The organism is Cupriavidus sp. WGlv3, from assembly GCF_023952475.1.
GTDB lineage: Bacteria > Pseudomonadota > Gammaproteobacteria > Burkholderiales > Burkholderiaceae > Cupriavidus > Cupriavidus phytorum.
The window spans coordinates 1-20,687 of sequence record NZ_JALHRX010000023.1 but is presented as its reverse complement, the minus strand read 5'-3'; the positions used below and the strand labels follow the sequence as shown (position 1 = coordinate 20,687).

The 20,687-nt window shown below is 67.3% G+C and carries 20 protein-coding genes; 9 read left to right on the top strand and 11 right to left on the bottom strand.

Annotated elements, in window-relative coordinates; genetic code table 11:
* Positions 1–36 precede the first annotated feature (36 nt).
* The 5 genes from MKD38_RS26385 to MKD38_RS26365 form a co-directional block, all read right to left on the bottom strand.
* Positions 37–1,515 carry an RNA polymerase factor sigma-54 gene (locus MKD38_RS26385; protein WP_252681692.1) on the bottom strand — a complete coding sequence of 493 codons (1,479 nt, stop codon included), beginning with the start codon at positions 1,513–1,515 and terminating at the stop codon, positions 37–39.
* A gap of 123 nt (positions 1,516–1,638) precedes the next feature.
* A complete protein-coding gene (gene lptB / locus MKD38_RS26380) occupies positions 1,639–2,439 on the bottom strand; it encodes an LPS export ABC transporter ATP-binding protein (protein ID WP_252681689.1) in 801 nt (266 codons plus the stop codon).
* Between the two features lie 8 nt (positions 2,440–2,447).
* Positions 2,448–3,092, bottom strand: a complete 645-nt coding sequence (gene lptA / locus MKD38_RS26375) for a lipopolysaccharide transport periplasmic protein LptA (RefSeq protein WP_116312114.1) — start codon at positions 3,090–3,092, stop codon at positions 2,448–2,450.
* A 129-nt stretch (positions 3,093–3,221) separates the two neighbouring features.
* On the bottom strand, positions 3,222–3,851 hold the full coding sequence (gene lptC / locus MKD38_RS26370) for an LPS export ABC transporter periplasmic protein LptC (protein WP_111518221.1): 630 nt from the start codon (positions 3,849–3,851) through the stop codon (positions 3,222–3,224).
* A 46-nt stretch (positions 3,852–3,897) separates the two neighbouring features.
* Complete coding sequence (locus tag MKD38_RS26365; RefSeq protein ID WP_115706200.1) at positions 3,898–4,881, bottom strand: KpsF/GutQ family sugar-phosphate isomerase; 984 nt, start codon at positions 4,879–4,881, stop codon at positions 3,898–3,900.
* Here MKD38_RS26365 and MKD38_RS26360 point away from each other — a divergent pair.
* Together MKD38_RS26360 and MKD38_RS26355 are read left to right on the top strand one after the other, a co-directional pair.
* The gene (locus MKD38_RS26360) at positions 4,768–5,025 is read left to right on the top strand and encodes a hypothetical protein (protein ID WP_252681794.1); all 258 of its coding nucleotides are present in this window, start codon (positions 4,768–4,770) and stop codon (positions 5,023–5,025) included. The genes MKD38_RS26365 and MKD38_RS26360 overlap by 114 nt on opposite strands.
* Positions 5,025–7,004, top strand: a complete 1,980-nt coding sequence (locus tag MKD38_RS26355; RefSeq protein ID WP_111518223.1) for a monovalent cation:proton antiporter family protein — start codon at positions 5,025–5,027, stop codon at positions 7,002–7,004. The genes MKD38_RS26360 and MKD38_RS26355 overlap by 1 nt, the downstream gene beginning before the upstream one ends.
* Positions 7,005–7,032: 28 nt before the next feature.
* Here MKD38_RS26355 and MKD38_RS26350 read toward each other — a convergent pair whose 3' ends face one another.
* Both MKD38_RS26350 and MKD38_RS26345 read right to left on the bottom strand, forming a co-directional pair.
* Complete coding sequence (locus MKD38_RS26350) at positions 7,033–7,407, bottom strand: ribbon-helix-helix domain-containing protein (RefSeq protein ID WP_252681687.1); 375 nt, start codon at positions 7,405–7,407, stop codon at positions 7,033–7,035.
* 96 nt (positions 7,408–7,503) lie between these two features.
* Complete coding sequence (locus MKD38_RS26345) at positions 7,504–8,082, bottom strand: DJ-1/PfpI family protein (protein ID WP_252681685.1); 579 nt, start codon at positions 8,080–8,082, stop codon at positions 7,504–7,506.
* A gap of 217 nt (positions 8,083–8,299) precedes the next feature.
* Between MKD38_RS26345 and MKD38_RS26340 the strand changes: the two genes are divergently transcribed.
* The 3 genes from MKD38_RS26340 to MKD38_RS26330 all read left to right on the top strand — a co-directional run bounded on the left by MKD38_RS26340 (position 8,300) and on the right by MKD38_RS26330 (position 11,414).
* A complete protein-coding gene (locus tag MKD38_RS26340; protein WP_252681683.1) occupies positions 8,300–8,872 on the top strand; it encodes an adenine phosphoribosyltransferase in 573 nt (190 codons plus the stop codon).
* Between the two features lie 40 nt (positions 8,873–8,912).
* Complete coding sequence (locus MKD38_RS26335; protein WP_252681681.1) at positions 8,913–9,524, top strand: LysE family translocator; 612 nt, start codon at positions 8,913–8,915, stop codon at positions 9,522–9,524.
* A 210-nt stretch (positions 9,525–9,734) separates the two neighbouring features.
* The gene (locus MKD38_RS26330) at positions 9,735–11,414 is read left to right on the top strand and encodes a Na/Pi cotransporter family protein (RefSeq protein ID WP_252681679.1); all 1,680 of its coding nucleotides are present in this window, start codon (positions 9,735–9,737) and stop codon (positions 11,412–11,414) included.
* A gap of 9 nt (positions 11,415–11,423) precedes the next feature.
* On the opposite strand, the gene MKD38_RS26325 is transcribed toward MKD38_RS26330, so the two are convergent.
* Positions 11,424–11,909, bottom strand: coding sequence for an adenosine-specific kinase (locus tag MKD38_RS26325; protein ID WP_116355544.1), 486 nt, complete (start codon positions 11,907–11,909; stop codon positions 11,424–11,426).
* 114 nt (positions 11,910–12,023) lie between these two features.
* On the opposite strand from MKD38_RS26325, the gene MKD38_RS26320 reads away from it, so the two are divergent.
* The gene (locus tag MKD38_RS26320; RefSeq protein WP_252681677.1) at positions 12,024–12,617 is read left to right on the top strand and encodes a histidine phosphatase family protein; all 594 of its coding nucleotides are present in this window, start codon (positions 12,024–12,026) and stop codon (positions 12,615–12,617) included.
* A gap of 183 nt (positions 12,618–12,800) precedes the next feature.
* Here the strand turns inward: MKD38_RS26320 and MKD38_RS26315 are convergent, their stop codons facing one another.
* On the bottom strand, positions 12,801–13,394 hold the full coding sequence (locus MKD38_RS26315) for a hypothetical protein (protein WP_252681675.1): 594 nt from the start codon (positions 13,392–13,394) through the stop codon (positions 12,801–12,803).
* A gap of 187 nt (positions 13,395–13,581) precedes the next feature.
* Complete coding sequence (gene uvrA / locus MKD38_RS26310; protein ID WP_252681672.1) at positions 13,582–16,443, bottom strand: excinuclease ABC subunit UvrA; 2,862 nt, start codon at positions 16,441–16,443, stop codon at positions 13,582–13,584.
* Positions 16,444–16,668: 225 nt separating this feature from the next.
* On the opposite strand from uvrA, the gene MKD38_RS26305 reads away from it, so the two are divergent.
* Positions 16,669–17,931: an MFS transporter gene (locus MKD38_RS26305; protein ID WP_252681669.1), complete on the top strand. Its 1,263-nt coding sequence runs from the start codon at positions 16,669–16,671 to the stop codon at positions 17,929–17,931.
* Between the two features lie 199 nt (positions 17,932–18,130).
* Positions 18,131–18,670, top strand: a complete 540-nt coding sequence (locus tag MKD38_RS26300) for a single-stranded DNA-binding protein (RefSeq protein ID WP_252681666.1) — start codon at positions 18,131–18,133, stop codon at positions 18,668–18,670.
* A gap of 82 nt (positions 18,671–18,752) precedes the next feature.
* Here the strand turns inward: MKD38_RS26300 and MKD38_RS26295 are convergent, their stop codons facing one another.
* A complete protein-coding gene (locus MKD38_RS26295) occupies positions 18,753–19,925 on the bottom strand; it encodes a GGDEF domain-containing protein (RefSeq protein ID WP_252681664.1) in 1,173 nt (390 codons plus the stop codon).
* Between the two features lie 394 nt (positions 19,926–20,319).
* Between MKD38_RS26295 and MKD38_RS26290 the strand changes: the two genes are divergently transcribed.
* A complete protein-coding gene (locus tag MKD38_RS26290) occupies positions 20,320–20,658 on the top strand; it encodes an RcnB family protein (protein ID WP_111518251.1) in 339 nt (112 codons plus the stop codon).
* Positions 20,659–20,687 lie beyond the last annotated feature (29 nt).

Below are 20,687 nucleotides of genomic sequence, written 5' to 3'. Positions count from 1 at the left end.
TCTGAAAGAGCCTCACCAGGCAGGCGGTGGGCTCGGCTACAAAGACTTGCGGAGATTGACTGCGGGGATTTTCAAGGCTTCACGATACTTGGCGACGGTTCGGCGTGCGACAACGAAGCCCTGTTCGCCCAGCAGTTCGGCGATGCGACTGTCGGAAAGGGGATTCCTCGGGTCTTCGGCTCCTATCAGTTGCTTGATCAAGGCGCGGATGGCCGTTGATGAAGCCGCGCCACCGGTTTCGGTGGACACGTGGCTACCGAAGAAGTACTTCAGTTCGAAAGTACCCATCGGCGTAGCCATGTATTTATTGGTCGTCACCCGGGAGATGGTTGACTCGTGTAAACCCAGTGTATCGGCAATCTCACGCAAAACCAAGGGGCGCATGGCGATTTCACCGTGGGTGAAAAAGTTCTTTTGACGCTCGACAATGGCCTGCGAGACACGCAGGATCGTGTCGAACCTTTGCTGGATATTCTTGATCAGCCAGCGTGCCTCCTGCAGCTTCTGCTGCAGCCCGGCGGTACCGGTCTCGCCCTTGGCGCCACGCAGGATCTGTGCATACATATCGTTGATGCGCAGCCTCGGCATCACATCCGGATTGAGCTGCGCGGTCCAGCCGCCGCCGCTCTTGCGTACGAACACGTCGGGCACGACGAAATCGGCTTCGGGGCGGCTGTACGCGTGGCCCGGGTAGGGGGCGAGCGAGCGGATCAGGTCATGCGCGGCCTTCAGCGCGACTTCATCAACCTGCAGGGCTTTCTTCAGCCGCGTGTAGTCGCGTACCGCCAGCAGTTCCAGGTGATGGGTGACGATAGTCAGCGCCAGTTCGCGCTGCGGGTGCGTCAGCCGGCGCAATTGCAGCGCCAGGCATTCGGCGGCATTGCGCGCGCCCACGCCGGGCGGGTCGAAGCTCTGTAGCAGCGTCAGGATGGCGTGGACTTCGTCGGGGTCGAACTCGAGTTCTTCGGGCAGTTCCGCGCAGATCTCTTCGAGCGAGGCGCTCAGGTAGCCATCGTCATCGAGCGATTCGATCAGGAAGATGGCGAGACCCTTGTCGCGCGCCGAGATCTTCAGCGGCGTCAGCTGCTCCATCAGGTATTCGCGCAGCGTGGGCTCGGCATCGCGCAGCTGCATCGGCGTCTTCTCGTCCTCGTCGCCTTGCGGGCGGCGGGCGAAGTCGTCCAGGCTCCAGTCGCCGTTGCCGTAGTCGTCGCCGCTGCTGTTGTCGCTGTAGTTGTCATCGGCGGCGCCCTCGGCGCGCGCGTCGCCATTGCCCTGGGGCTCGGCGGGGGCGGGCGCGGGCGCGCTCTGTACGTTGACCGAGCCATCGGCAGCCACGCGCAGCGGGCTTTCGATCCAGTCGTTCTCCCGCTCGAGTAGCGGGTTTTCCGTCAGCGCCTGTTCGACTTCCTGCTGCAATTCCAGCGTGGAAAGCTGCAGCAGCCGGATCGACTGTTGCAGCTGCGGGGTCAGTGCCAGGTGCTGGGAGAGGCGGAGCTGTAGCGACGGTTTCATGCGACCTATTTTATGCGCATCTTTCCGATGTTGGAACGGAAATTGCTATCGCTTATGCGCCGTGATCGCCGCTGGCTCTCCCCGCCGCGCGGCCATGGCGGCCCGCGCCGGGCAGCCGTCTTGTCACATGCGGAAGTTCTCGCCGAGGTAGACGCGCCGCACGGCGTCATTGGCGATGATGTCTTCGGGCTGGCCGGCAGCCAGCACCGTGCCTTCGCTGATGATGTAGGCGTGGTCGCAGATGCCGAGCGTCTCGCGCACGTTGTGGTCGGTGATCAGCACGCCGATATTGCGCGCCTTCAGGAAGCTGACGATGCGCTGGATCTCGCCCACGGCGATCGGGTCCACCCCGGCGAAGGGCTCGTCGAGCAGGATGAAGCGGGGCGATGACGCCAGTGCGCGCGCGATCTCCACGCGGCGGCGCTCGCCGCCGGACAGCGACAGCGCCGGATTGTTGCGCAGGTGCGCGATCTGCAGGTCGTCGAGCAGGGCATCGAGGCGGCGCTCGATCTCTGCCTTGGCCAGCGGCTTGCCCTTGTCGAGCTGCAGCTCAAGCACCGCGCGGATGTTTTCCTCGACGTTGAGCTTGCGGAACACCGAGGCTTCCTGTGGCAGGTACGACAGCCCCATGCGCGCGCGCTCGTGGATCGGCAGGCCGCTGATGTGGTCGCCATCGAGCACGATGTCGCCTTCGTCCAGCGCCACCAGGCCGACGATCATATAGAACGACGTGGTCTTGCCCGCGCCGTTGGGGCCGAGCAGCCCGACCACCTCGCCGCTCTTGACGTCGAGCGAGACGTCCTTGACCACCGTGCGCGAGCCATAGCGCTTCTTCAGGTGGCGCACGACCAGCGTGCTGCCGCCGGGCAGGACGGCGTTGACTTCGACGACAGGCTTGTCGGCAATGGTGGCGGTATCGGTCATGGGTACGGTCAGGGTTTGTTGGCGGGCGCGGGCGCCGACTTCAGGTCCAGCGGCGAGCCGCCTGCGGTGCCGGACTTCTGGTCCTGGCGCGGCGACAGCACCGCGCGCACGCGGCCGGACGGGTTGGCGGCGGCGGCATCGCCGCTGCCGCCGCCCGCCGCGGTATAGAGTTCCTTGCGGCTGTCGTAGGTCAGCACCGCGCCGCGGATCTCGTCGACCAGCTTGGCGCCCTGCAGCCGCGCCATGCGGGCATTGCCGATCAGCTTGGAGAATTCCTGCTTGCCGTCGTACTCGATGCGGTCGCCCCAGCCGTCGATGTATTCGTCGACACCCTCGCGCTTCTGGCGGATATAGGCCTGCCTGCCCGGCTTCGAGGTGGCCACGGCGAACTGGTAGCCCTCGGGATCGGTGCGCAGTTCGGCGGCGTCGGACTTCAGGATCATGGTGCCCTTGGTCAGCACCACGTTGCCGGTCAGTGTATAGATCTGCTTGACGTCGTCATAGCTGGCGTTATCCGCCTCGAGCACCATCGGCTTGTCGCGGTCCGCGCGCTCGGCAAGGGCGGGCTGGGCCAGCAGGCCGAAGGCCAGGGCCAGCGCGAGCAGGGCCGGGGCGGTGCGTCGACGGGACGATGTCGTCAGGGAAGCAGTCATGTTGGCAGGGTTGCTTGAGGGCGTCTGGATGCGTGGTGGTGCGGTTTGCGCGGACTTTGGCACGCGCGGCGCGCGCGGTGCGGGGCCGTGCCGGCCGGCACCGCGTGCGCGGCTGCGCCGGACCGGGAGTCAGGACCCTGGCGCACGACCCGGGGACGGCCCGGTGATGATGGTGCCGCGTACATTGCCGAGCAATTGTACTTCGCGGGTGACGTTGTTGAAGATCAGTCCGTTGGCGGTCATGACCGAGGGGCCGCGCGTCAGCTTGACGGGCTTGTCGGTCTTGACGATGTCGTCATTGACCAGCAGCTGGAAGTAGCTCGATGCCGCGGTCAGCTGCGGATCCTTCGACGGATCCTTGCCCTGCTGGCGCAGCACGTAGCCATTGCCGTACAGGTCGATCACCGTGCCTTCGGCGTTCATGCGGCCGATGTCGGCGCGCGCGGTCACCGGCGGGCGGTCCGGCTCGTAGGCGCGCATCGCGGGGCGCGTGACCTCGTAGGTCTGGTCGTCCTCGAAATGGACCATGCGCTCGCCGGTGAAGCGGATCTTGGTGCTGCCGTCGGGCGCCAGCTCGGTGGCCGAGAAGCGGTCCATGAAGTAGTCGGGCTCGTGCTTCTTGGCGGTCTGCGCGGCCTGGTCTTCCTTGGGGGAGTTGATCTGGACCAGCCAGAACGTGCTGCCCGCCACGATGGCCATCAGCAGCAGCGGCAGCAGCCGCATGACGATGCCGCTGAGGGAGGCGAGAAGTGCCTGCATGGTGTCCTTGGCGTTGTGCTGCTGGTGCCGTCGGTGGCGCGCCGGCTCAGATGACCTTGGCGCGGGTCAGGTCGTGGATATGCAGTGCGCCGGTCAGGCGCCCGTCGTCGTCCACCACCAGCAGCTGGTTGATGCGGTTGGCTTCCATCACCTGCACGGCTTCCACCGCCAGCTGGTCCTGGTTGACCACGTGCGGGTTGCGGTGCATGACCTCGCCGATCGGCACGGTCTTCCAGTCGCGCGGGGTTTCCAGCAGGCGGCGCAGGTCGCCGTCGGTGAACACGCCGATGGCGCGCCCGTCGGTATCCACCACCGCGGTCATGGCCATGCCCTTGCGCGTGATTTCCATCAGCGCCTGGGCCAGCGGCGTGCTCTCGCGCACCTCGGGCACGGCGTTGCCGGTGCGCATCACGTCGCGCACGTGGGTCAGCAGCTTGCGCCCGAGCGCGCCGCCGGGGTGCGAGCGGGCAAAGTCTTCCTCGCCGAAGCCGCGCGCATCGAGCACCGCCACCGCGAGCGCGTCGCCCAGCGCCAGCGCGGCGGTGGTGCTGGCGGTCGGGGCCAGGTTCAGCGGGCAGGCTTCCTTCTCGACCGCCGCGTCCAGGTGGACGTCGGCGAGCTTGGCGAGGTTGGAGTCCGGATTGCCGGTGACCGAGATCAGGCGTGCGCCGATGCGCTTGACGATCGGGATGATCGACAGCAGCTCGCCGGTCTCGCCGGAATTGGAGAAGGCGATCAGCACGTCGTCGCGCGTGACCATGCCGAGGTCGCCGTGGCTGGCTTCGGCGGGGTGCACGAAGAACGCGGGAGTGCCGGTCGAGGCCAGCGTGGCCGCGACCTTGCGGCCGATATGGCCCGACTTGCCGATGCCGGAAACGACCACGCGCCCGGTGCATTGCAGGATCAGCTGCACGGCATGGGCAAAGTCGCCGTTCAAGCGGCCGGAAAGTGCGGAAACCGCATCGGCTTCGGTCTGGAGCGTGTCGCGGGCGAGCCTGAGTGCTCGATCCGCATCGAAATTAGCTATCATGGCGACGAAGTATACCAACGAATGCGACCGCACCTTGGCCGACCCACGGCGCGCGTCGCGCTCGCCCGTGCTCGCCGTATTTCCGCCGGCAGGGTGCCCGTGCCGGGTCGGCCGCGCGCCTTGCCGGTCACCCTGACCGTCTGATGCATTCTCCGCTGGAACTGACCCTGGTGCTACTGGCCGCCGCCGTGTTCGGCGTGGTCGCGTTCCGCATGCTGCAGCTGCCGCCGATGCTGGGCTACCTCGCCGTCGGCATCCTGATCGGGCCGCATGCGCTGGGGCTGGCCAGCGACACCGCGCAGACCAAGTACCTGGCCGAATTCGGCGTGGTCTTCCTGATGTTCTCGATCGGGCTGGAATTCAGCCTGGCCAAGCTGCGCGCGATGAAGCGGCTGGTGTTCGGCCTGGGCGGCTCGCAGGTGGTGCTGTCGATGCTGGCGGTGGTGCCGGCCAGCTGGGCCTTCAACTGGCTGTTCCCGTTGTCGTGGCAGGCCTCGGTGGCGCTGGGCGGGGCCCTGGCCATGTCTTCCACCGCGATCGTGTCCAAGATGCTGTCCGAGCGCATGGAGCTGGAGAGCGAGCACGGGCGCAACATCATCAGCATCCTGCTGTTCCAGGACCTGGCAGTGGTGCCGCTGCTGATCGTGATCCCGGCGCTGTCGCGCGATCCGGGCGACCTGGTGATGGCGCTCGGCCTGGCCACGCTCAAGATCGTGGTGGCGCTGGGCGCGATCTTCTTCCTGGGGCAGCGCCTGATGAGCCGCTGGTTCCATGTGGTTGCCGCGCGCCGCTCGCAGGAACTGTTCATGCTGAACCTGCTGCTGGTCACGCTGGGCATGGCGGCGCTGACCGAGCGGCTGGGCCTGTCGATGGCGCTGGGCGCCTTCATGGCGGGCATGCTGATCTCCGAGACGCCCTACCGCCACCAGGTGGAGGAAGACATCAAGCCGTTCCGCGACGTGCTGCTGGGGCTGTTCTTCGTCACCATCGGCATGCTGCTCAATATCCGCGTGGTGCTCGACCATATCTGGCTGGTGCTGGCGCTGCTGGTGGTGCCGGTGCTGTTCAAGCTGGTGCTGATCGCGGCGCTGGCACGCGTGTTCGGCTCGCGCCAGGGCGTGGCCATCCGCACCGGGCTGGGGCTGGCGCAGGCGGGCGAGTTCGGCTTCGTGCTGCTGAACCAGATCGACGGCCTGAACCTGGTCGACCCGGTGCTGATCCAGGTGATCCTGGCGTCGATGCTGCTGTCGATGCTGGCGGCACCGTTCCTGATCCAGTACAGCGACGCCATCGTGCTGCGCTTTGCCGCCAACGAATGGCTGATGCAGTCGCTCAACATGACCCGCATCGCCGCGCAGAGCCTGCAGACCGAGAAGCACGCCATCATCTGCGGCTTCGGCCGCAGCGGGCAGAACCTGGCGCACATGCTGGAGCGCGAGGGCATCAACTACGTGGCGCTCGACCTGGACCCCGACCGCGTGCGCGAGGCCGCGGCCGCTGGCGATACCGTGGTCTACGGCGACGCGGGCCGGCGCGAGGCGCTGATCGCCGCGGGCCTGCACCGCGCCGCCGCGGTGATCGTGACCTATGCCAACACGCCGTCGGCGCTGAAGGTGCTGCACCATGTGCAGGAGCTGGCGCCGGCGCTGCCGGTGATCGTGCGCACGGTCGACGATTCCGAGCTCGACACGCTGCAGAAGGCCGGCGCCACCGAAGTGGTGCCCGAGATCATCGAAGGCAGCCTGATGCTGGCGTCGCACGCACTGGTGCTGCTGGGCGTGCCGATGCGCCGGGTGGTGCGCGGCGTGCAGCAGGCGCGCGACGCGCGCTACAGCCTGCTGCGCGGCTATTTCCACGGGCGCGACGACGAAGAGGACATGGTCGAGCGCGACTCGGTGCGGCTGCATTCGGTGTCGCTCGGCCCGCAATCCACCGCGGTGGGCAGGCGCCTGGGCGTGCTGGGGCTGGAGCGCATCGGGGTCGAGGTGACCGCGGTGCGCCGGCGCGGCATCCGCGCCTTCGATCCGCAGCCCGAAACCGTGCTGGAGCCCGGCGATATCGTCGTGCTGCGCGGCCCGCCCGAGGCGCTCGAGGCCGCCGAGACGCGCATCCTGAACGGCTGAGCACCCGGATCTGGCGCCGCAGCAAGCCTTAGTGCGGGCGCGGCTCGACCCAGGACTCCGGCAGGTTGTCGAGCACCGCGCGCGGGTCCAGCGAGCGGATCGGCACCTCGCGATCGGCCGGGATGCGCCCCTCGCCCTGCAGCATCAGGTAGCGCAGGCAGCACACCCGCAGGAAGGACGAGAAGTTGCCCGCCACCGCCTCGCTGCCGCGGTGTTCGGTCAGTTCGTCGTGCAGGCGCGTGATCAGCTGGTTGACGGTCATGCCGTCGCGCTGCGCCAGTTCTTCCAGCACTTCCCAGAACAGGCTTTCCAGGCGGATGCTGGTGGCCGCGCCGTGCAGGCGCAGCGAGCGCGACTGGCTCTGGTAAGACGCCGGATTGGCGCGGATAAAGATTTCACACATCAAGGGCTCCCTGGCGGGCGGCGCGGCCGGCAGGCTGTGCATGGCCGGCCTCGGCAAGCCATGCATCACGCGTGGGGGCGCCGCGTGCGGAAAGCACTAATGTACGATCCGCGTGCCCAGCACCGCAAGAAACTGCGCCAGCCAGGCCGGATGCGCCGGCCAGGCCGGGGCAGTGACGAGGTTGCCGTCGGTGTGGGCCTGGTCGACCGCGATCTCGGCATAGGTGCCGCCGGCCAGCTTCACTTCCGGCGCGCAGGCCGGGTAGGCGGAGCAGGTCTTGCCCTCCAGCACGCCCGCGGCAGCCAGCAGCTGGGCGCCATGGCACACCGCGGCAATCGGCTTGCCGGCCTGGGCGAAGTGCCGCACGATCTCCAGCACGCGCGCGTTCAGGCGCAGGTATTCGGGGGCGCGCCCGCCCGGGATGACCAGCGCGTCGTAGCCGGCCAGGTCGATCTCGGCAAAGGTGGCATTGAGGGTGAAGTTGTGGCCGCGCTTCTCGCTGTAGGTCTGGTCGCCCTCGAAATCATGGATCGCGGTGGCGCACGCGTCGCCCGCCCGCTTGTCGGGACACACGGCATCGACGTTGTGGCCCACCATCTGCAGCGCCTGGAACGGCACCATGGTTTCGTAGTCCTCGGCGTAGTCGCCCACCAGCATCAGAATCTTTTTTGCCATCGTGGTCTCCTGTATGGTTACGGGTGTCCGGCGGGTGCCGGACGCGGCAAGCCGGCGCGGGCAGCCCGTCCGGCCGGCAGGACCATTGTGCTGGGCGCCCCGGCGGCGCGGGTGGTAATGGGTTACCACGGGTTACCACGCCGGCTTGCCGCGCCGTCCGCATGTCGCCGCCACCGCTTTCTGACCGGCGCGCCGCGCGCCCATCTTCCCGATCCCTATGGCAGATTCCCTCATCCAGTCCCCCGACCTCGGCGACGTCACCGGCTACCTGCGCGACCGCATCCGGACCGTGCCGGACTGGCCCCAGCCTGGCGTGATGTTCCGCGACATCACGCCGCTGCTGCAGGATCCCAAGACCCTGCGTGTGCTGATCGACGTCTTCGTGCACCGCTATATGGACGCGCAGCTGGACCTGGTCGCGGGCATCGATGCGCGCGGCTTTATCCTGGGCGCGATCGTCGCTTACGAGCTGAACCTCGGCTTCGTGCCGATCCGCAAGAAGGGCAAGCTGCCGTTCCAGACCGTGGCCGAGGAATACGAACTGGAATACGGCAGCGCCACGGTCGAGATCCACGCCGACGCCTGCAAGGCCGGCGACCGCGTGCTGCTGGTCGACGACCTGATCGCCACCGGCGGCACCATGATGGCGGGGCGCAAGCTGCTCGAGCGCCTGGGCGCGACCGTGGTCGAAGGCGCCGCCATCGTCGACCTGCCCGAGCTGGGCGGATCGAAGCTGCTGCACGGTGCCGGGCTGCCGCTGTTCACCGTGTGCAAGTTCGAGGGGCACTGAGCGATGCGCGCCCGCGTAAAGATCCACGCAAGGAGTCTTCATGCCTGACCTGCTGCTGTTCCTGCTGACCTCCGTCGCCGTGACCGTGGCCCCGGGGCCGGACAACCTGCAGGTGCTGGCGCGCGGCATGGCGCAGGGGCGCCGCGCCGGGCTGGTGGCGGCGCTCGGCTTTTCGGTCGGCTGCCTGTTCCATACCGTGATCGCCGCGGTAGGGCTGGCCGCGGTGCTGCGTTCTTCGCCGCTGGCCTTCCAGCTGATCAAGTACGCCGGCGCCGCCTACCTGATCTGGATCGGTATCCAGGCGCTGCGCGCGAAGGGCGGGCTGGCGCAAGGTGGCGAGGTCGATGCCGTGCCGCTCGCGCGCGTGTTCCGCCAGAGCGTGCTGGGCAACATGCTGAACCCCAAGGTGACGCTGTTCTTCCTGGTGTTCCTGCCGCAGTTCGTGCGCGCCGATGCCGCGCATCCCGGCCTGCAGTTCCTGCTGCTGGGCGTGGTCTTCATGCTGCAGACCGCGGTGGTGTTCTCGCTGTTCGGGCTGTGCGCGGGCTGGCTGGGCGCCTGGCTGCGCCGCCGGCCGGCCACCGGGCGCTGGCTGGACCGCGCTGCCGGGGCTATCTTCGTCGGGCTCGGCATCAAGGTCGCGCTGCCCTGAGCCGGACCCTGGCAGCGCCGCCGGCGCTGCGCTGCCGCATCGTCATGGCGGCAGCCGATGGCGGTGTTGCCATGTTGCCCGCGCCCCGCAGCGCGGGCCCATGCCGTTGCCGGTGCCCGGGGGCCGGGCGCATAATGAGCCCTTGACAACGACACGATGACCGGGCGGAGCCTCCGGCAGTATTCGGCACCGGTCACACAAAGGCGCACCATGGGCGTTCTCCTTCACCTGTTATCGGGCGTGGCCCTGCTCGTCTGGGGCACCAACATCGTCAAGGTCGGCATCCTGCGCGTCTACGGCGCCAATTTGCGCCATGTGCTGTCGACCAGCGTCTCCAACCGCTTCGCCGCCTTCCTTGCCGGCCTGGGCGTCACCGGGCTGGTCCAGAGCAGCAACGCCACCGCGGTCATCGTCAGTTCCTTCGTCGGCCAGGGCCTGATCGCCGTGGCGCCGGCGCTGGCGATCATGCTGGGCGCCAACGTCGGCACCGCGCTGATGGTGCAGGTGTTCTCGCTCGACCTGTCGTGGCTGTCGCCGCTGCTGATCTTCGTCGGCGTGATCTGCCACCTGACCTGGAAGGGCAGCAAGCCCGGCCACGTCGGCCGCGTGCTGATCGGCCTGGGCCTGATCACGCTGGCGCTGGAACTGATCTCGATCGCGACCCGGCCGGTGGTGCAGGCCGCCGGCGTCAAGGTGCTGTTCGCCTCCCTGACCGGTGATGCGGGCCTCGACATGCTGGTCGGCGCGTTCCTGACCATCCTGTGCTATTCCAGCCTGGCGGTGGTGCTGTTCTGCGGCGCGCTGGCCTCGGCCGGGGTGGTGTCGATCCACGTGGCGCTGGCGCTGGTGCTGGGCGCCAACCTGGGCTCGGGCGTGTCGGCGCTGCTGACCACCTCGGGCAACAACCAGCCGGGCAAGCGCGTGACGCTGGGCAATCTGCTGTCGCGCCTGCTGGGCTGCCTGATCGCGCTGCCGCTGCTGGGCCAGGCCGAGGAACTGCTGGCGCTGGTCGATCATGAGCCGCAACGGCTGATTGTCAATTTCCACCTGCTGTTCAACGTCGCGCTGGCGGTGCTGCTGCTCGGCGCCACCGCGCCCCTGGCGCGCCTGTGCGAAAAGGTGCTGCCGGGACGCAATACCGGCGACAGCCAGGTCACACCGCGCCATCTCGATACCGCCGCGCTGTCGACGCCCACGCTGGCACTTTCCAACGCCGCGCGCGAAGTGCTGCGCATCGGCGACCGCATCGAGCAGATGCTCGACAACATGCTGCGCGTGCTGCGCACCAACGACGCCAAGCTGGCCACCGCCACCTGCCGCATCGATAACGAGGTCGACGACCTCTACACCGCGATCAAGCTTTACCTGACCCGCATCAGCCTGGAGGCTCTGGACGAGCGCGACGGCCAGCGCTGGACCGAGATCATCTCGCTCACCATCAACCTCGAACACGCGGGCGATATCATCGAGCGCATCCTGCTCGATACCAAGGACAAGAAGATTGCCCACAACCTGATGTTCTCCGAGGCCGGCATGCAGGAGATTGCCGAGATGCACGCGCGCCTGGTCGCCAACCTGCGGCTGGGGCTGTCGGTGTTTCTCAATGGCGATCTCAAGAGCGCGCAGGCGCTGATGGCGGAGAAGGCCAACTTCCGCGAACTGGAGCGCAAGTACGCACGCACCCATTTGCAGCGCGTGGCGGTGCAGACCGCGGAGAGCATCGAGACCAGCTCGCTGCACCTGGACGTGATCAGCGAACTGAAGCGGCTGAACTCGCTGTTCTGCGCCACCGCCTATCCGGTGCTGGAGCAGGCCGGCGTGCTCAACCGCAGCCGCATGAAGGAAGACGATGTGACGCCGGTCTCGCGCGTGCAGGCGGCGCGGCCCTGAGCGGCACGGCTACAGCTTGTACCCGAACTTGCGCAGCAACGCCTTGCGCTCCGCCACATCGGCCTCGGTCTCGATTCCCAGTGGCGAGGCGCCGTCTATCACCCCCACCACGCCGCGTCCGGCATCGGTCTGGGCGATGATCACCTGCGTCGGGTTCGCGGTGGCGCAGTAGATCCGGCACACCTCCGGCACGGCGCGCACCGCGCCCAGCACGTTCACCGGGAAGAAGCCGTCGCCGAGGAAGATCAGAAAGCTGTGCCCAGCGCCGATGGCGCGCGCGTTCTCGCAAGCCATGTCGATCAGGTGCTCGTCGGTGCCCGACCAGCGCACCAGCCGCTTGCCCGAGGCCTCGCAGAACGCCAGCCCGAAGCGGATGCCGGGGACCGTGCCAACCAGCGCCTCGTGCAGGTCTTCCACGGTCTTGATGAAGTGCGACTGGCCGAAGATGAAGTTGGTGGCTTCCGGCTTGGTGACCGGTACGACCGTCAGTTCCATGGCGTGGCTCCTGTGCGATGGGTGTCGCCGTCCGTCTCATGGTAGGGCGCGAGGTAGCGAAAGCAAGCCGGCGCCTGCTATACCGAAAGGGTTGGCCCAACACCGGAGCCGCCGATGCCTGCCTTTTGCAGCTGGCTTGCCGTGCTTGCCATGGTCCCGACGCTTGCCGCCGCACAGGTCGCTCCGGCATCACAGCGCGAGATTGAGGTAAGGGAGTTGCAGCGCGCCAATGTCGTGGTGGTGCTGCGTCATGCCAGCGCGCCCGGCGTTGGCGACCCGCCCGGCTTCCGGCTGGCCGATTGCGCCACCCAGCGCAATCTCGACGCGCGCGGCCGCGAGCAGGCGGCGCGGCTGGGAGAGAGCTGGAAAGCGGCCGGCTTCCGGCCGACGCAGGTGTGGAGCAGCGCCTGGTGCCGCTGCCAGGACACGGCGCGGCTGATCGGTTTGGGACCGGTGCAGGTGCAGCCGCTGCTCAATTCATTCTTCGGCGCCGATGCGCAGCGCCGCCAGACGCAGGTCGCGCAACTGTCGCGGCTGATCGACGGTCTCGACCCGCGCGGCGGTCCCTACCTGATGGTCACGCACCAGGTGGTGATCACCGCGCTGACCGGGCACGGTGCCGACAGCGGCGGCGGCGTGGTGATCGAGTTGCCGCAGGGCGGCGCGGCGCGGCGCACGCGGGTGTTGCCGGCTGGCGGGCTGGATTGAATGTGGGTTGTGGAGGGTCCTGGCGCTGGCCTGCAGTACGGCAAGACTATTCAACGACAAAAGACCCTTCACCGCGTGCGCAAATGAATCCCACACACGCTTCGATATTGGTTCCAACCACTGCTTGAAACGATGGTGCCATGCAGGCGGTAAAGCCGTCGACCTGGTGCGGATTCCATTGGATCAGGCCCTCCCAACGCCATTGGCATCCCAATAATGGAATCCTCGATACGACGCGTGCTTTGGGGCTGCCTGTGAAATCATAAAAGATTGCATAGGAAGCGGGATAGAAGAGGGTGTCTCTCTTAGTGACATAGCCGTTGTTGGGGTAGACGCTGATGGTCGGAATTGAGCCGATGAATTGGGAGCCAACCGACCGTCCAGCTCAGGCGATATCCGCGGGGGCTGCGGAATGATGAAGGGCGCCTTCTCCATCTCGGTGTCGGGAGCGATAGCATTCTGGTCGGGACTCTTGGGGATATAGGCGCCGGAGAATCCCGGCACTGAAGGATCGAGCCGCCGGCAGACGACTGCATCCAGCGTCTTCGGACCAAGGGTCACGTCGCCGTCATTGGTGATGTCCACCCCGCCGTGGAGCTGGCACCAGCGCGCGTGGCGCTCATTGGCGTCGGGCAATTGTTGCGACCGCAGGATGGTGCGAGTTCCATCGGCATTGCGTATCGCATTGTCAGGCGCATTTTGCGCAAGGACAGGGCTTATGCTTGCCGCAGCCCCGAGCGCGGTAATCTTGAGCGCATTCAGAATTCGACTTCGCATCTGCGTCTCCTCGTTACCCAGTAAAGTATGGACGTGATGGGACACGTCCATATCTTCACGTTAGGAGATGGGTCGAGCGCCTAAGCCATCAATGTCGCTGCATTTTGATGCAAGGCAACTAACTCAACCGCTGGTGCGAGCGACTCTGAAGATTCTTCCCCGCGCCGCACCGAAAAGTCCGAAGACCCTACCGCGCCAACAACGGCTTCAGATACTTCCCCGTAAAACTCGCCTTGCTCTTCGCCACCGCCTCCGGCGTGCCGCGCGCGATCACCTGGCCGCCGCCGGCGCCGCCTTCGGGCCCCATGTCGATCAGCCAGTCGGCGGTCTTGATGACGTCCAGGTTGTGCTCGATGATGACGACGGTATTGCCCTGGTCGCGCAGCTTGTGGATGACCTTGAGCAGCAGTTCGATATCGTGGAAATGCAGGCCCGTGGTGGGCTCGTCCAGGATGTAGAGCGTGCGCCCGGTATCGCGCTTGGACAGCTCCAGCGACAGTTTCACGCGCTGCGCCTCGCCGCCCGACAGTGTGGTTGCCGACTGTCCGAGTCGAATGTAGCCCAGGCCCACGTCGAGCAGCGTCTGCAGCTTGCGCCGCACCACCGGCACCGCGCTGAAGAATTCGTGCGCCTGCTCGACGGTCAGGTCGAGCACCTCGGAGATGTTCTTGCCCTTGTACAGCACCTCCAGCGTCTCGCGGTTGTAGCGCTTGCCGTGGCAGACGTCGCAGGGCACGTACACATCGGGCAGGAAGTGCATCTCGACCTTGAGCACGCCGTCGCCCTGGCATGATTCGCAGCGCCCGCCCTTGACGTTGAACGAGAAGCGGCCCGGGTCGTAGCCGCGTTCCTTGGCCGACGGCACGCCGGCGAACAGTTCGCGGATCGGCGTGAACAGGCCGGTGTAGGTGGCCGGGTTGGAGCGCGGGGTGCGGCCGATCGGGCTCTGGTCGACGTTGATGACCTTGTCGAAGTGCTCCAGCCCCTCGATGCGGTCGTGCGCCGCCGGCTCCGGCGTCGAGCCGTACAGGTGGCGCGCCACCGCGTGGTAGAGCGTGTCGTTGATCAGCGTCGACTTGCCCGAGCCGGACACGCCGGTGATGCAGGTCAGCAGGCCCACCGGCACTTCGGCGGTGACGTTGCGCAGATTGTTGCCGCTGGCGTTGACGATGCGCAGCAGCCGCTCTTCATCCGGCTCGGCACGCTGCTTCGGCACTTCGATGCGGCGCTGGCCGGACAGGTATTGCCCGGTCAGCGAAGCCGGCGACGCCTCGATCTGCCGCGGCGTGCCCTCGGCCACGATCATGCCGCCGTGCACGCCGGCGCCGGGGCCGATATCGACCACGTAGTCGCAGGCGCGGATCATGTCCTCGTCATGCTCGACCACCAGCACCGAGTTGCCGATGTCGCGCAGGTGCTTGAGCGTGCCGATCAGGCGATCGTTGTCGCGCTGGTGCAGGCCGATCGAGGGCTCGTCCAGCACGTACATCACGCCGGTCAGGCCCGAGCCGATCTGCGATGCCAGCCGGATGCGCTGGGCCTCGCCGCCCGACAGCGTATCGGCGCTGCGCTCCAGCGACAGATAGTCCAGCCCGACGTTGTTGAGGAAGTTCAGCCGCGCGGTGATCTCCTTGACGATCTTGTCGGCGATCTCGCGCTTGGCGCCGTGCATGTCCAGCGTCAGGAAGTAGGTCAGCGCATCGCGCAGCGGCCAGCCGTTGATCTCGAAGATCGCGCGCGCCTGCTCGCCATCGCCGAGCTTGACGTGGCGCGCCTCGGTACGCAGCCGGGTGCCGTGGCAGGCCGGGCAGGGCTGGTTGTTCTGGTACTTGGCCAGTTCCTCGCGCACGGCGACGGAATCGGTCTCGCGGTAGCGACGCTCCAGGTTGGGGATGATCCCCTCGAACACATGCTCGCGCACCGTGGTGCGGCCGCGTTCGTTGATATAGGTGAACGGGATTTCCTGCTCGCCCGAGCCGTGCAGCACCACTTGCTGCACATTTTCCGGCAGCTCCTCGAACGCGGTGTCGGTGTCGAAGTCGTAGTACGCCGCCAGGCTTTGCAGCATCTGGAAGTAGAACTGGTTGCGCCGGTCCCAGCCCTTGATCGCGCCAGAGGCCAGCGACAGATTGGGGAAGGCCACCACCCGCTTGGGGTCGAAGAACGTGATCTGCCCGAGACCGTCGCAGCTCGGGCACGCGCCCATCGGGTTGTTGAACGAGAACAGCCGCGGCTCCAGTTCCTGCAGCGAATACGAGCAGATCGGGCAGGCAAAGCGCGAGCTGAAGGTATGCTCCTTGCCGCTGTCCATCTCCAGCGCCAGTGCGCGGCCGTCGGCCAGTCGCAGCGCGGTCTCGAACGATTCGGCCAGGCGCTGCTTGATGTCGGCGCGGACCTTGACGCGGTCGACCACCACGTCGATGCTGTGCTTCTCGGTCTTCTTCAGCTTGGGCAGCGCGTCGACCTCATAGACCCGGGCCTGCGCTTCGTGCGCGGTGCCGCCGCCCGAGCGAATGCGAAAGCGCACGAAGCCCTGCGCCTGCATGCTGTCGAACAGGTCCGAGTGCTCGCCCTTGCGGTCGACCACCACCGGCGCCAGGATCATCAGCTTGGTGTCTTCCGGCAGCGCCAGCGCCGCGTCGACCATCTGCGACACGCTCTGCGCCTGCAGCGGCAGGTTGTGGTCGGGGCAGTAGGGGGTGCCGGCGCGCGCGTACAGCAGGCGCAGGTAGTCGTGGATCTCGGTGACGGTGCCCACCGTCGAGCGCGGGTTGTGGCTGGTGGCCTTCTGCTCGATCGAAATCGCCGGCGACAGCCCCTCGATCAGGTCGACATCGGGCTTCTCCATCAGCTGCAGGAACTGGCGCGCGTAGGCGGACAGCGATTCCACGTAGCGGCGCTGGCCCTCGGCATAGAGCGTGTCGAAGGCCAGCGAGGACTTGCCCGATCCGGACAGACCGGTGATCACGATCAGCCGGTTGCGCGGCAGGTCGAGATTGATGTTCTTCAGGTTGTGGGTACGCGCCCCACGGATCTTGATTTCTTCCATATGCCGAAAAGTCGTCGCCAGGCGGGCCGCCCCGGCCGGAATGCGCGCCCGGGCGCACCTCTCGGGGGCAGCCGGCATGGCCAGGTGACCCGGGAAGCGCGAAGGAGCAAACCTGTTAATATACCCAACTTCGGTTTCCGGGGTTGTCCGGCCACCAGCGGACCCGACCATTGCCGCCCAACGGCAATCAGCCCGACCCCGAATCCACACGATCCCACGATCGCAATGCCGTCGATCCCTTCTTCTTCCCCGGAAACTTCCCCGGAAACGGGTGCCGCCGACGCATCCCAGGCCCCCGCGCGCGAACGCATGACGCGCGCCGAAGTGCGCGCCGCGGTGTCGCTGGCCAGCATCTTTGCGCTGCGCATGCTGGGCCTGTTCCTGATACTGCCGGTCTTTGCCGAATACGCGCGGGCCCTGCCTGACGGGCAGGACGCCCAGCGCGTCGGCCTCGCCATGGGCATCTACGGCCTGATGCAGGCGTTCCTGCACATCCCGCTGGGCTGGCTGTCCGACCGCGTCGGGCGCAAGCCGGTGATGGTAGGTGGCCTGCTGCTGTTTATCGCCGGCGGCCTGGTGGCGGCGTTCTCCGACACGCTGTCCGGCATCATCGCCGGGCGCGCGCTGCAGGGCATGGGCGCGATCTCCGCCGCCATCACCGCCTGCATCGCCGACCTGACCCGCGAGCGCCATCGCACCAAGGCCATGGCGATGGTGGGCGGCAGCATCGGGCTGACCTTTGCGCTGTCGCTGGTGATTGCCTCGCCGCTGCTGCACAGCATCGGCATGTCCGGCATCTTCGGCCTGATGTCGGTGCTGGGCCTGGTCGCCATCGTTGTGACCGTGTTCCTGGTGCCGACCCCGCCGCCGCCGCACCCGGTGCGGCTGCCGTTCCGCAAGGTGCTGCTCAACGGCGACCTGGCGCGGCTCAACGTCGGCGTGCTGGCGCTGCACGCGTCGCAGGTGGCGATGTTCATGGTGGTGCCGGCGATGCTGGCCGATGCCGGCATGCCGCTGGACCAGCACTGGAAGGTCTACCTGCCGGTGGTGCTGGTGTCGTTCGTGCTGATGCTGGGCCCGATGATGGCGGCCGAGCGCTATGGCCGCGTGCGCCCGGTGCTGCTGGGCGCGGTCGCGCTGATGACCGCGGTGCAGCTGCTGTTTGCCGCCGTCCACGGGCTGTGGGCGATCGTCGGGGTCTTGCTGCTGTTCTTCGTCGCCTTTAACGTGCTGGAGGCAATGCAGCCGTCGCTGGTGTCGCGCTACGCCGCGGCCGCGCGCGGCGCGGCGCTCGGCGTCTACAACACCACCCAGGCGCTGGGGCTGTTCCTGGGCGGTGCCGCCGGCGGCTGGCTGCTCAAGCACGAGGGCCGCAGTGCCGTGTTCGTCGGCTGCGCGGCGGTGCTGTTGCTGTGGCTTATAATCGCCTGGAGCATGAAGGCGCCGCCGGCGCGCGGGCAGGAAGCCGCACCGGCGACCGCGGCCTGAGCCGGCGCCTGGTTTCGCATCATTTCGTAAAGCATTTGGGCCGGAAAGAGGCCTAGCATCATCGCGCCACCCGGCATTCTGGCGGGGGCGCGATGTTCGTTTACGTCGTGGCACGATCGCGTCAAACTACAACCCGCTTTCACCGTCATCGTATTGCCACGCTTTTCAACACCGCGCGTGGCTTTTGGAGAACATTTACATGGCATCGGTCAACAAAGTCATTCTCGTCGGCAACCTCGGCGCAGACCCCGAAACGCGCTACATGCCCAGCGGCGACGCCGTCACCAACCTGCGCCTGGCCACCACCGACCGCTACAAGGACAAGCAGTCGGGCGAGATGAAGGAAGCCACCGAATGGCACCGCGTGGCGATGTTCGGCAAGCTGGCCGAGATCGCCGCCCAGTACCTGCGCAAGGGCTCGTCGGTCTATATCGAAGGCCGCATCCGCACCCGCAAGTGGCAGGACCAGTCCGGCCAGGACAAGTACTCCACCGAGATCGTTGCCGACCAGATGCAGATGCTGGGTTCGCGCCAGGGCGGTGGTGGCGGTGGCGGCGATGAAGGCGGCTACGGTGGTGGCGGCGGTGGCGGCGGTTATAGCCGCGAAGCGTCGGGCGGCGGCTACAGCGGCGGCCGTGGTGCCCAGGGGGGCGGCGGCCAGCAGGGTGGTGCGGCACGCCGTCCGCAGCAGCCGGCCTCGAATGGCTTCGAGGACATGGACGACGATATTCCGTTCTGATCCCACGCAGTCAATACCTGTAGAGATCGCCCCGCCACCGAGCGGGGCGTTCTTTTTGGCATCCCCGATTCACATCTGCGATTCACACCAGCGCCGGCAAACCGGCCTCCCGCTCCCACTCGACGCAGTTGCGTCCGTTGTTCTTGGCCGCGTACAGCACGTTGTCGGCGCGCATCAGCAGCGCTTCCAGGTCTTCGCCGGGCCGCAGCGTGGCCACGCCAAAGCTGGCGGTCACGTTGCGCATGCCTGGCAGGGCCTCGATGCTGGTCTGCTCCAGCGTCTCGCGCAGCCGCTCGGCCAGTTGCAGCGCCGCTTCATGCGGGGTGTCGGGCAACAGCACGACGAATTCCTCGCCGCCCAGGCGCGCGGCGATATCGCGGCGGCGGATGCCCGCGGCGATGACGCGGCCGACTTGCGCCAGCACCGCATCGCCGGCGCCGTGGCCGTAGTTGTCGTTGATGAACTTGAAGAAGTCCAGGTCGCACAGCAGCACGCTCAGCGCCTCGCCCGGGCGCGGCGGGATCTGGCGCGCCGCTAATGTCTCGAGGCTGCGGCGCGTGTGCAGCTGGGTCAGCGGATCGGTATCGCGTTCATGGCGCAGGTCGTCGATCACGTCCTGCGCGGTCGCCGCCAGCAGGGCCAGCCCGAGCGCCAGCAGCAGCAAGGCCAGCGTGGCTTGCAGCCATAGCCAGTAGGCGGTGGCCGGCGGCACGGCGCCATCGTGCACGCCGGCCGGCGCCAGCGCCAGCAGCGTGCGCGGAAGGAACTGGAGCGCGAACACCAGGTACATCCAGAACAGCACCCGGTCGACGGTGCGGCCGGTGCGCAGCCGGGCCAGCGGCGCGACCCCCGGCAGCAGGATCAGCGCCACGCCGACATTCAGGACGTAGATGCGCGCGACCAGGCTGGCGTACACCAGGTCGAACCACGCCACCATGCCGAACAGCGCGAGCGGCAGCGCCACCGCCGCGCAGCGGTCGGGGCGCGCGCCGATGCGGGCCAGCATGCCGCGCAGCAGCTGCACGGCGCTGCCCAGGTAGAGCGCGCCGGTGACGGTGGCGGTCCCGCCGCCAGCGCGCGGCGGCCACAGGACCTGCAGGCCAATGGCCGCGGCGGCCAGCAGATAGCAGGCGCCCATCTGCAGCAGGTGGGGCCGCGTGCGTTCGTGGTGCCACGCAAACAGGAAGCAAAGGGCAAGCAGCAAGGCAATGGCGGGATTGACCAGTGCCAGGAATAGACCGGCATCGTGCAACACGGAGAGTCCCCTGTCTTGGTGTTCTCTGGCAGGGTATGAAGCCCGCGGTGCGAGGCGCGTCCAAGCGCGCAAGCCAGGGAACATGGAAGCGGCATGCGCCCGCGCGGGCGCGGTGTCGCGCCGTCGGCGGGGCCTGCAGTGCGGCCCGCGGCAATAAACTGGGCGGCGACTGCTGGTAACAAATTGTTTCTGTGCGAGCATTCTAGACACGGGTGGCGCCGGAGGCGCCCCCCCGAATGGGGGCCTGACCGGCAAACAATTGTGAACACGCGCGCCCGCGCTTGCCCATTGCGCCGCAGCCGCCGGGTGCCCGCTTGGCGGCATTTGTGACTAATCTGGTAGATGCTGTCGGATCCTCCGGCAGTTCGGTTTTCCCGTACGCAAGGAGATCACGATGAAGACCAAGAAAGCGATGCCAGTGTTGTTGCTGGCGGCAAGCGTGCTGGCGGCGCCGTTCGCGATGGCGCAGGGCGGTGCCAGGTCCAGGCCGATGACCGAACCCATGGCCGCGTCCGCGCCGATGGCGCAGAGCTCGCCCTATATGCAGGTGCAGCAGTGGAAGAAGGGCGACCGGCTGCCCACCGAGTTCCGGGACCGCCAGTATGTGATCGATGACTACAAGCAGTACAACCTGCCCGCGCCGCGCAAGGGTACGCGCTGGGTCGGGATCGGCGCCGAGTATTACCTGGTGGCGCCCAACGGCGTGATCCAGCAGGTGGGGTCAGGCTCCTGAGGCCAGAAAATTGAAAAACCGCCACGCCC

Coding starts and splice junctions, on each gene's coding strand:
- lptA (WP_116312114.1), bottom strand. CDS start 3,092: ATGACTGCTTCCCTGACGACATCGTCCCGTCGACGCACCGCCCCGGCC.
- MKD38_RS26365 (WP_115706200.1), bottom strand. CDS start 4,881: ATGATAGCTAATTTCGATGCGGATCGAGCACTCAGGCTCGCCCGCGAC.
- MKD38_RS26355 (WP_111518223.1), top strand. CDS start 5,025: ATGCATTCTCCGCTGGAACTGACCCTGGTGCTACTGGCCGCCGCCGTG.
- MKD38_RS26340 (WP_252681683.1), top strand. CDS start 8,300: ATGGCAGATTCCCTCATCCAGTCCCCCGACCTCGGCGACGTCACCGGC.
- MKD38_RS26385 (WP_252681692.1), bottom strand. CDS start 1,515: ATGAAACCGTCGCTACAGCTCCGCCTCTCCCAGCACCTGGCACTGACC.
- lptB (WP_252681689.1), bottom strand. CDS start 2,439: ATGACCGATACCGCCACCATTGCCGACAAGCCTGTCGTCGAAGTCAAC.
- MKD38_RS26315 (WP_252681675.1), bottom strand. CDS start 13,394: ATGCGAAGTCGAATTCTGAATGCGCTCAAGATTACCGCGCTCGGGGCT.
- MKD38_RS26350 (WP_252681687.1), bottom strand. CDS start 7,407: ATGTGTGAAATCTTTATCCGCGCCAATCCGGCGTCTTACCAGAGCCAG.
- uvrA (WP_252681672.1), bottom strand. CDS start 16,443: ATGGAAGAAATCAAGATCCGTGGGGCGCGTACCCACAACCTGAAGAAC.
- MKD38_RS26330 (WP_252681679.1), top strand. CDS start 9,735: ATGGGCGTTCTCCTTCACCTGTTATCGGGCGTGGCCCTGCTCGTCTGG.
- MKD38_RS26325 (WP_116355544.1), bottom strand. CDS start 11,909: ATGGAACTGACGGTCGTACCGGTCACCAAGCCGGAAGCCACCAACTTC.
- MKD38_RS26345 (WP_252681685.1), bottom strand. CDS start 8,082: ATGGCAAAAAAGATTCTGATGCTGGTGGGCGACTACGCCGAGGACTAC.
- MKD38_RS26290 (WP_111518251.1), top strand. CDS start 20,320: ATGAAGACCAAGAAAGCGATGCCAGTGTTGTTGCTGGCGGCAAGCGTG.
- MKD38_RS26300 (WP_252681666.1), top strand. CDS start 18,131: ATGGCATCGGTCAACAAAGTCATTCTCGTCGGCAACCTCGGCGCAGAC.
- MKD38_RS26335 (WP_252681681.1), top strand. CDS start 8,913: ATGCCTGACCTGCTGCTGTTCCTGCTGACCTCCGTCGCCGTGACCGTG.
- MKD38_RS26320 (WP_252681677.1), top strand. CDS start 12,024: ATGCCTGCCTTTTGCAGCTGGCTTGCCGTGCTTGCCATGGTCCCGACG.
- MKD38_RS26360 (WP_252681794.1), top strand. CDS start 4,768: ATGGGCAAAGTCGCCGTTCAAGCGGCCGGAAAGTGCGGAAACCGCATC.
- lptC (WP_111518221.1), bottom strand. CDS start 3,851: ATGCAGGCACTTCTCGCCTCCCTCAGCGGCATCGTCATGCGGCTGCTG.
- MKD38_RS26305 (WP_252681669.1), top strand. CDS start 16,669: ATGCCGTCGATCCCTTCTTCTTCCCCGGAAACTTCCCCGGAAACGGGT.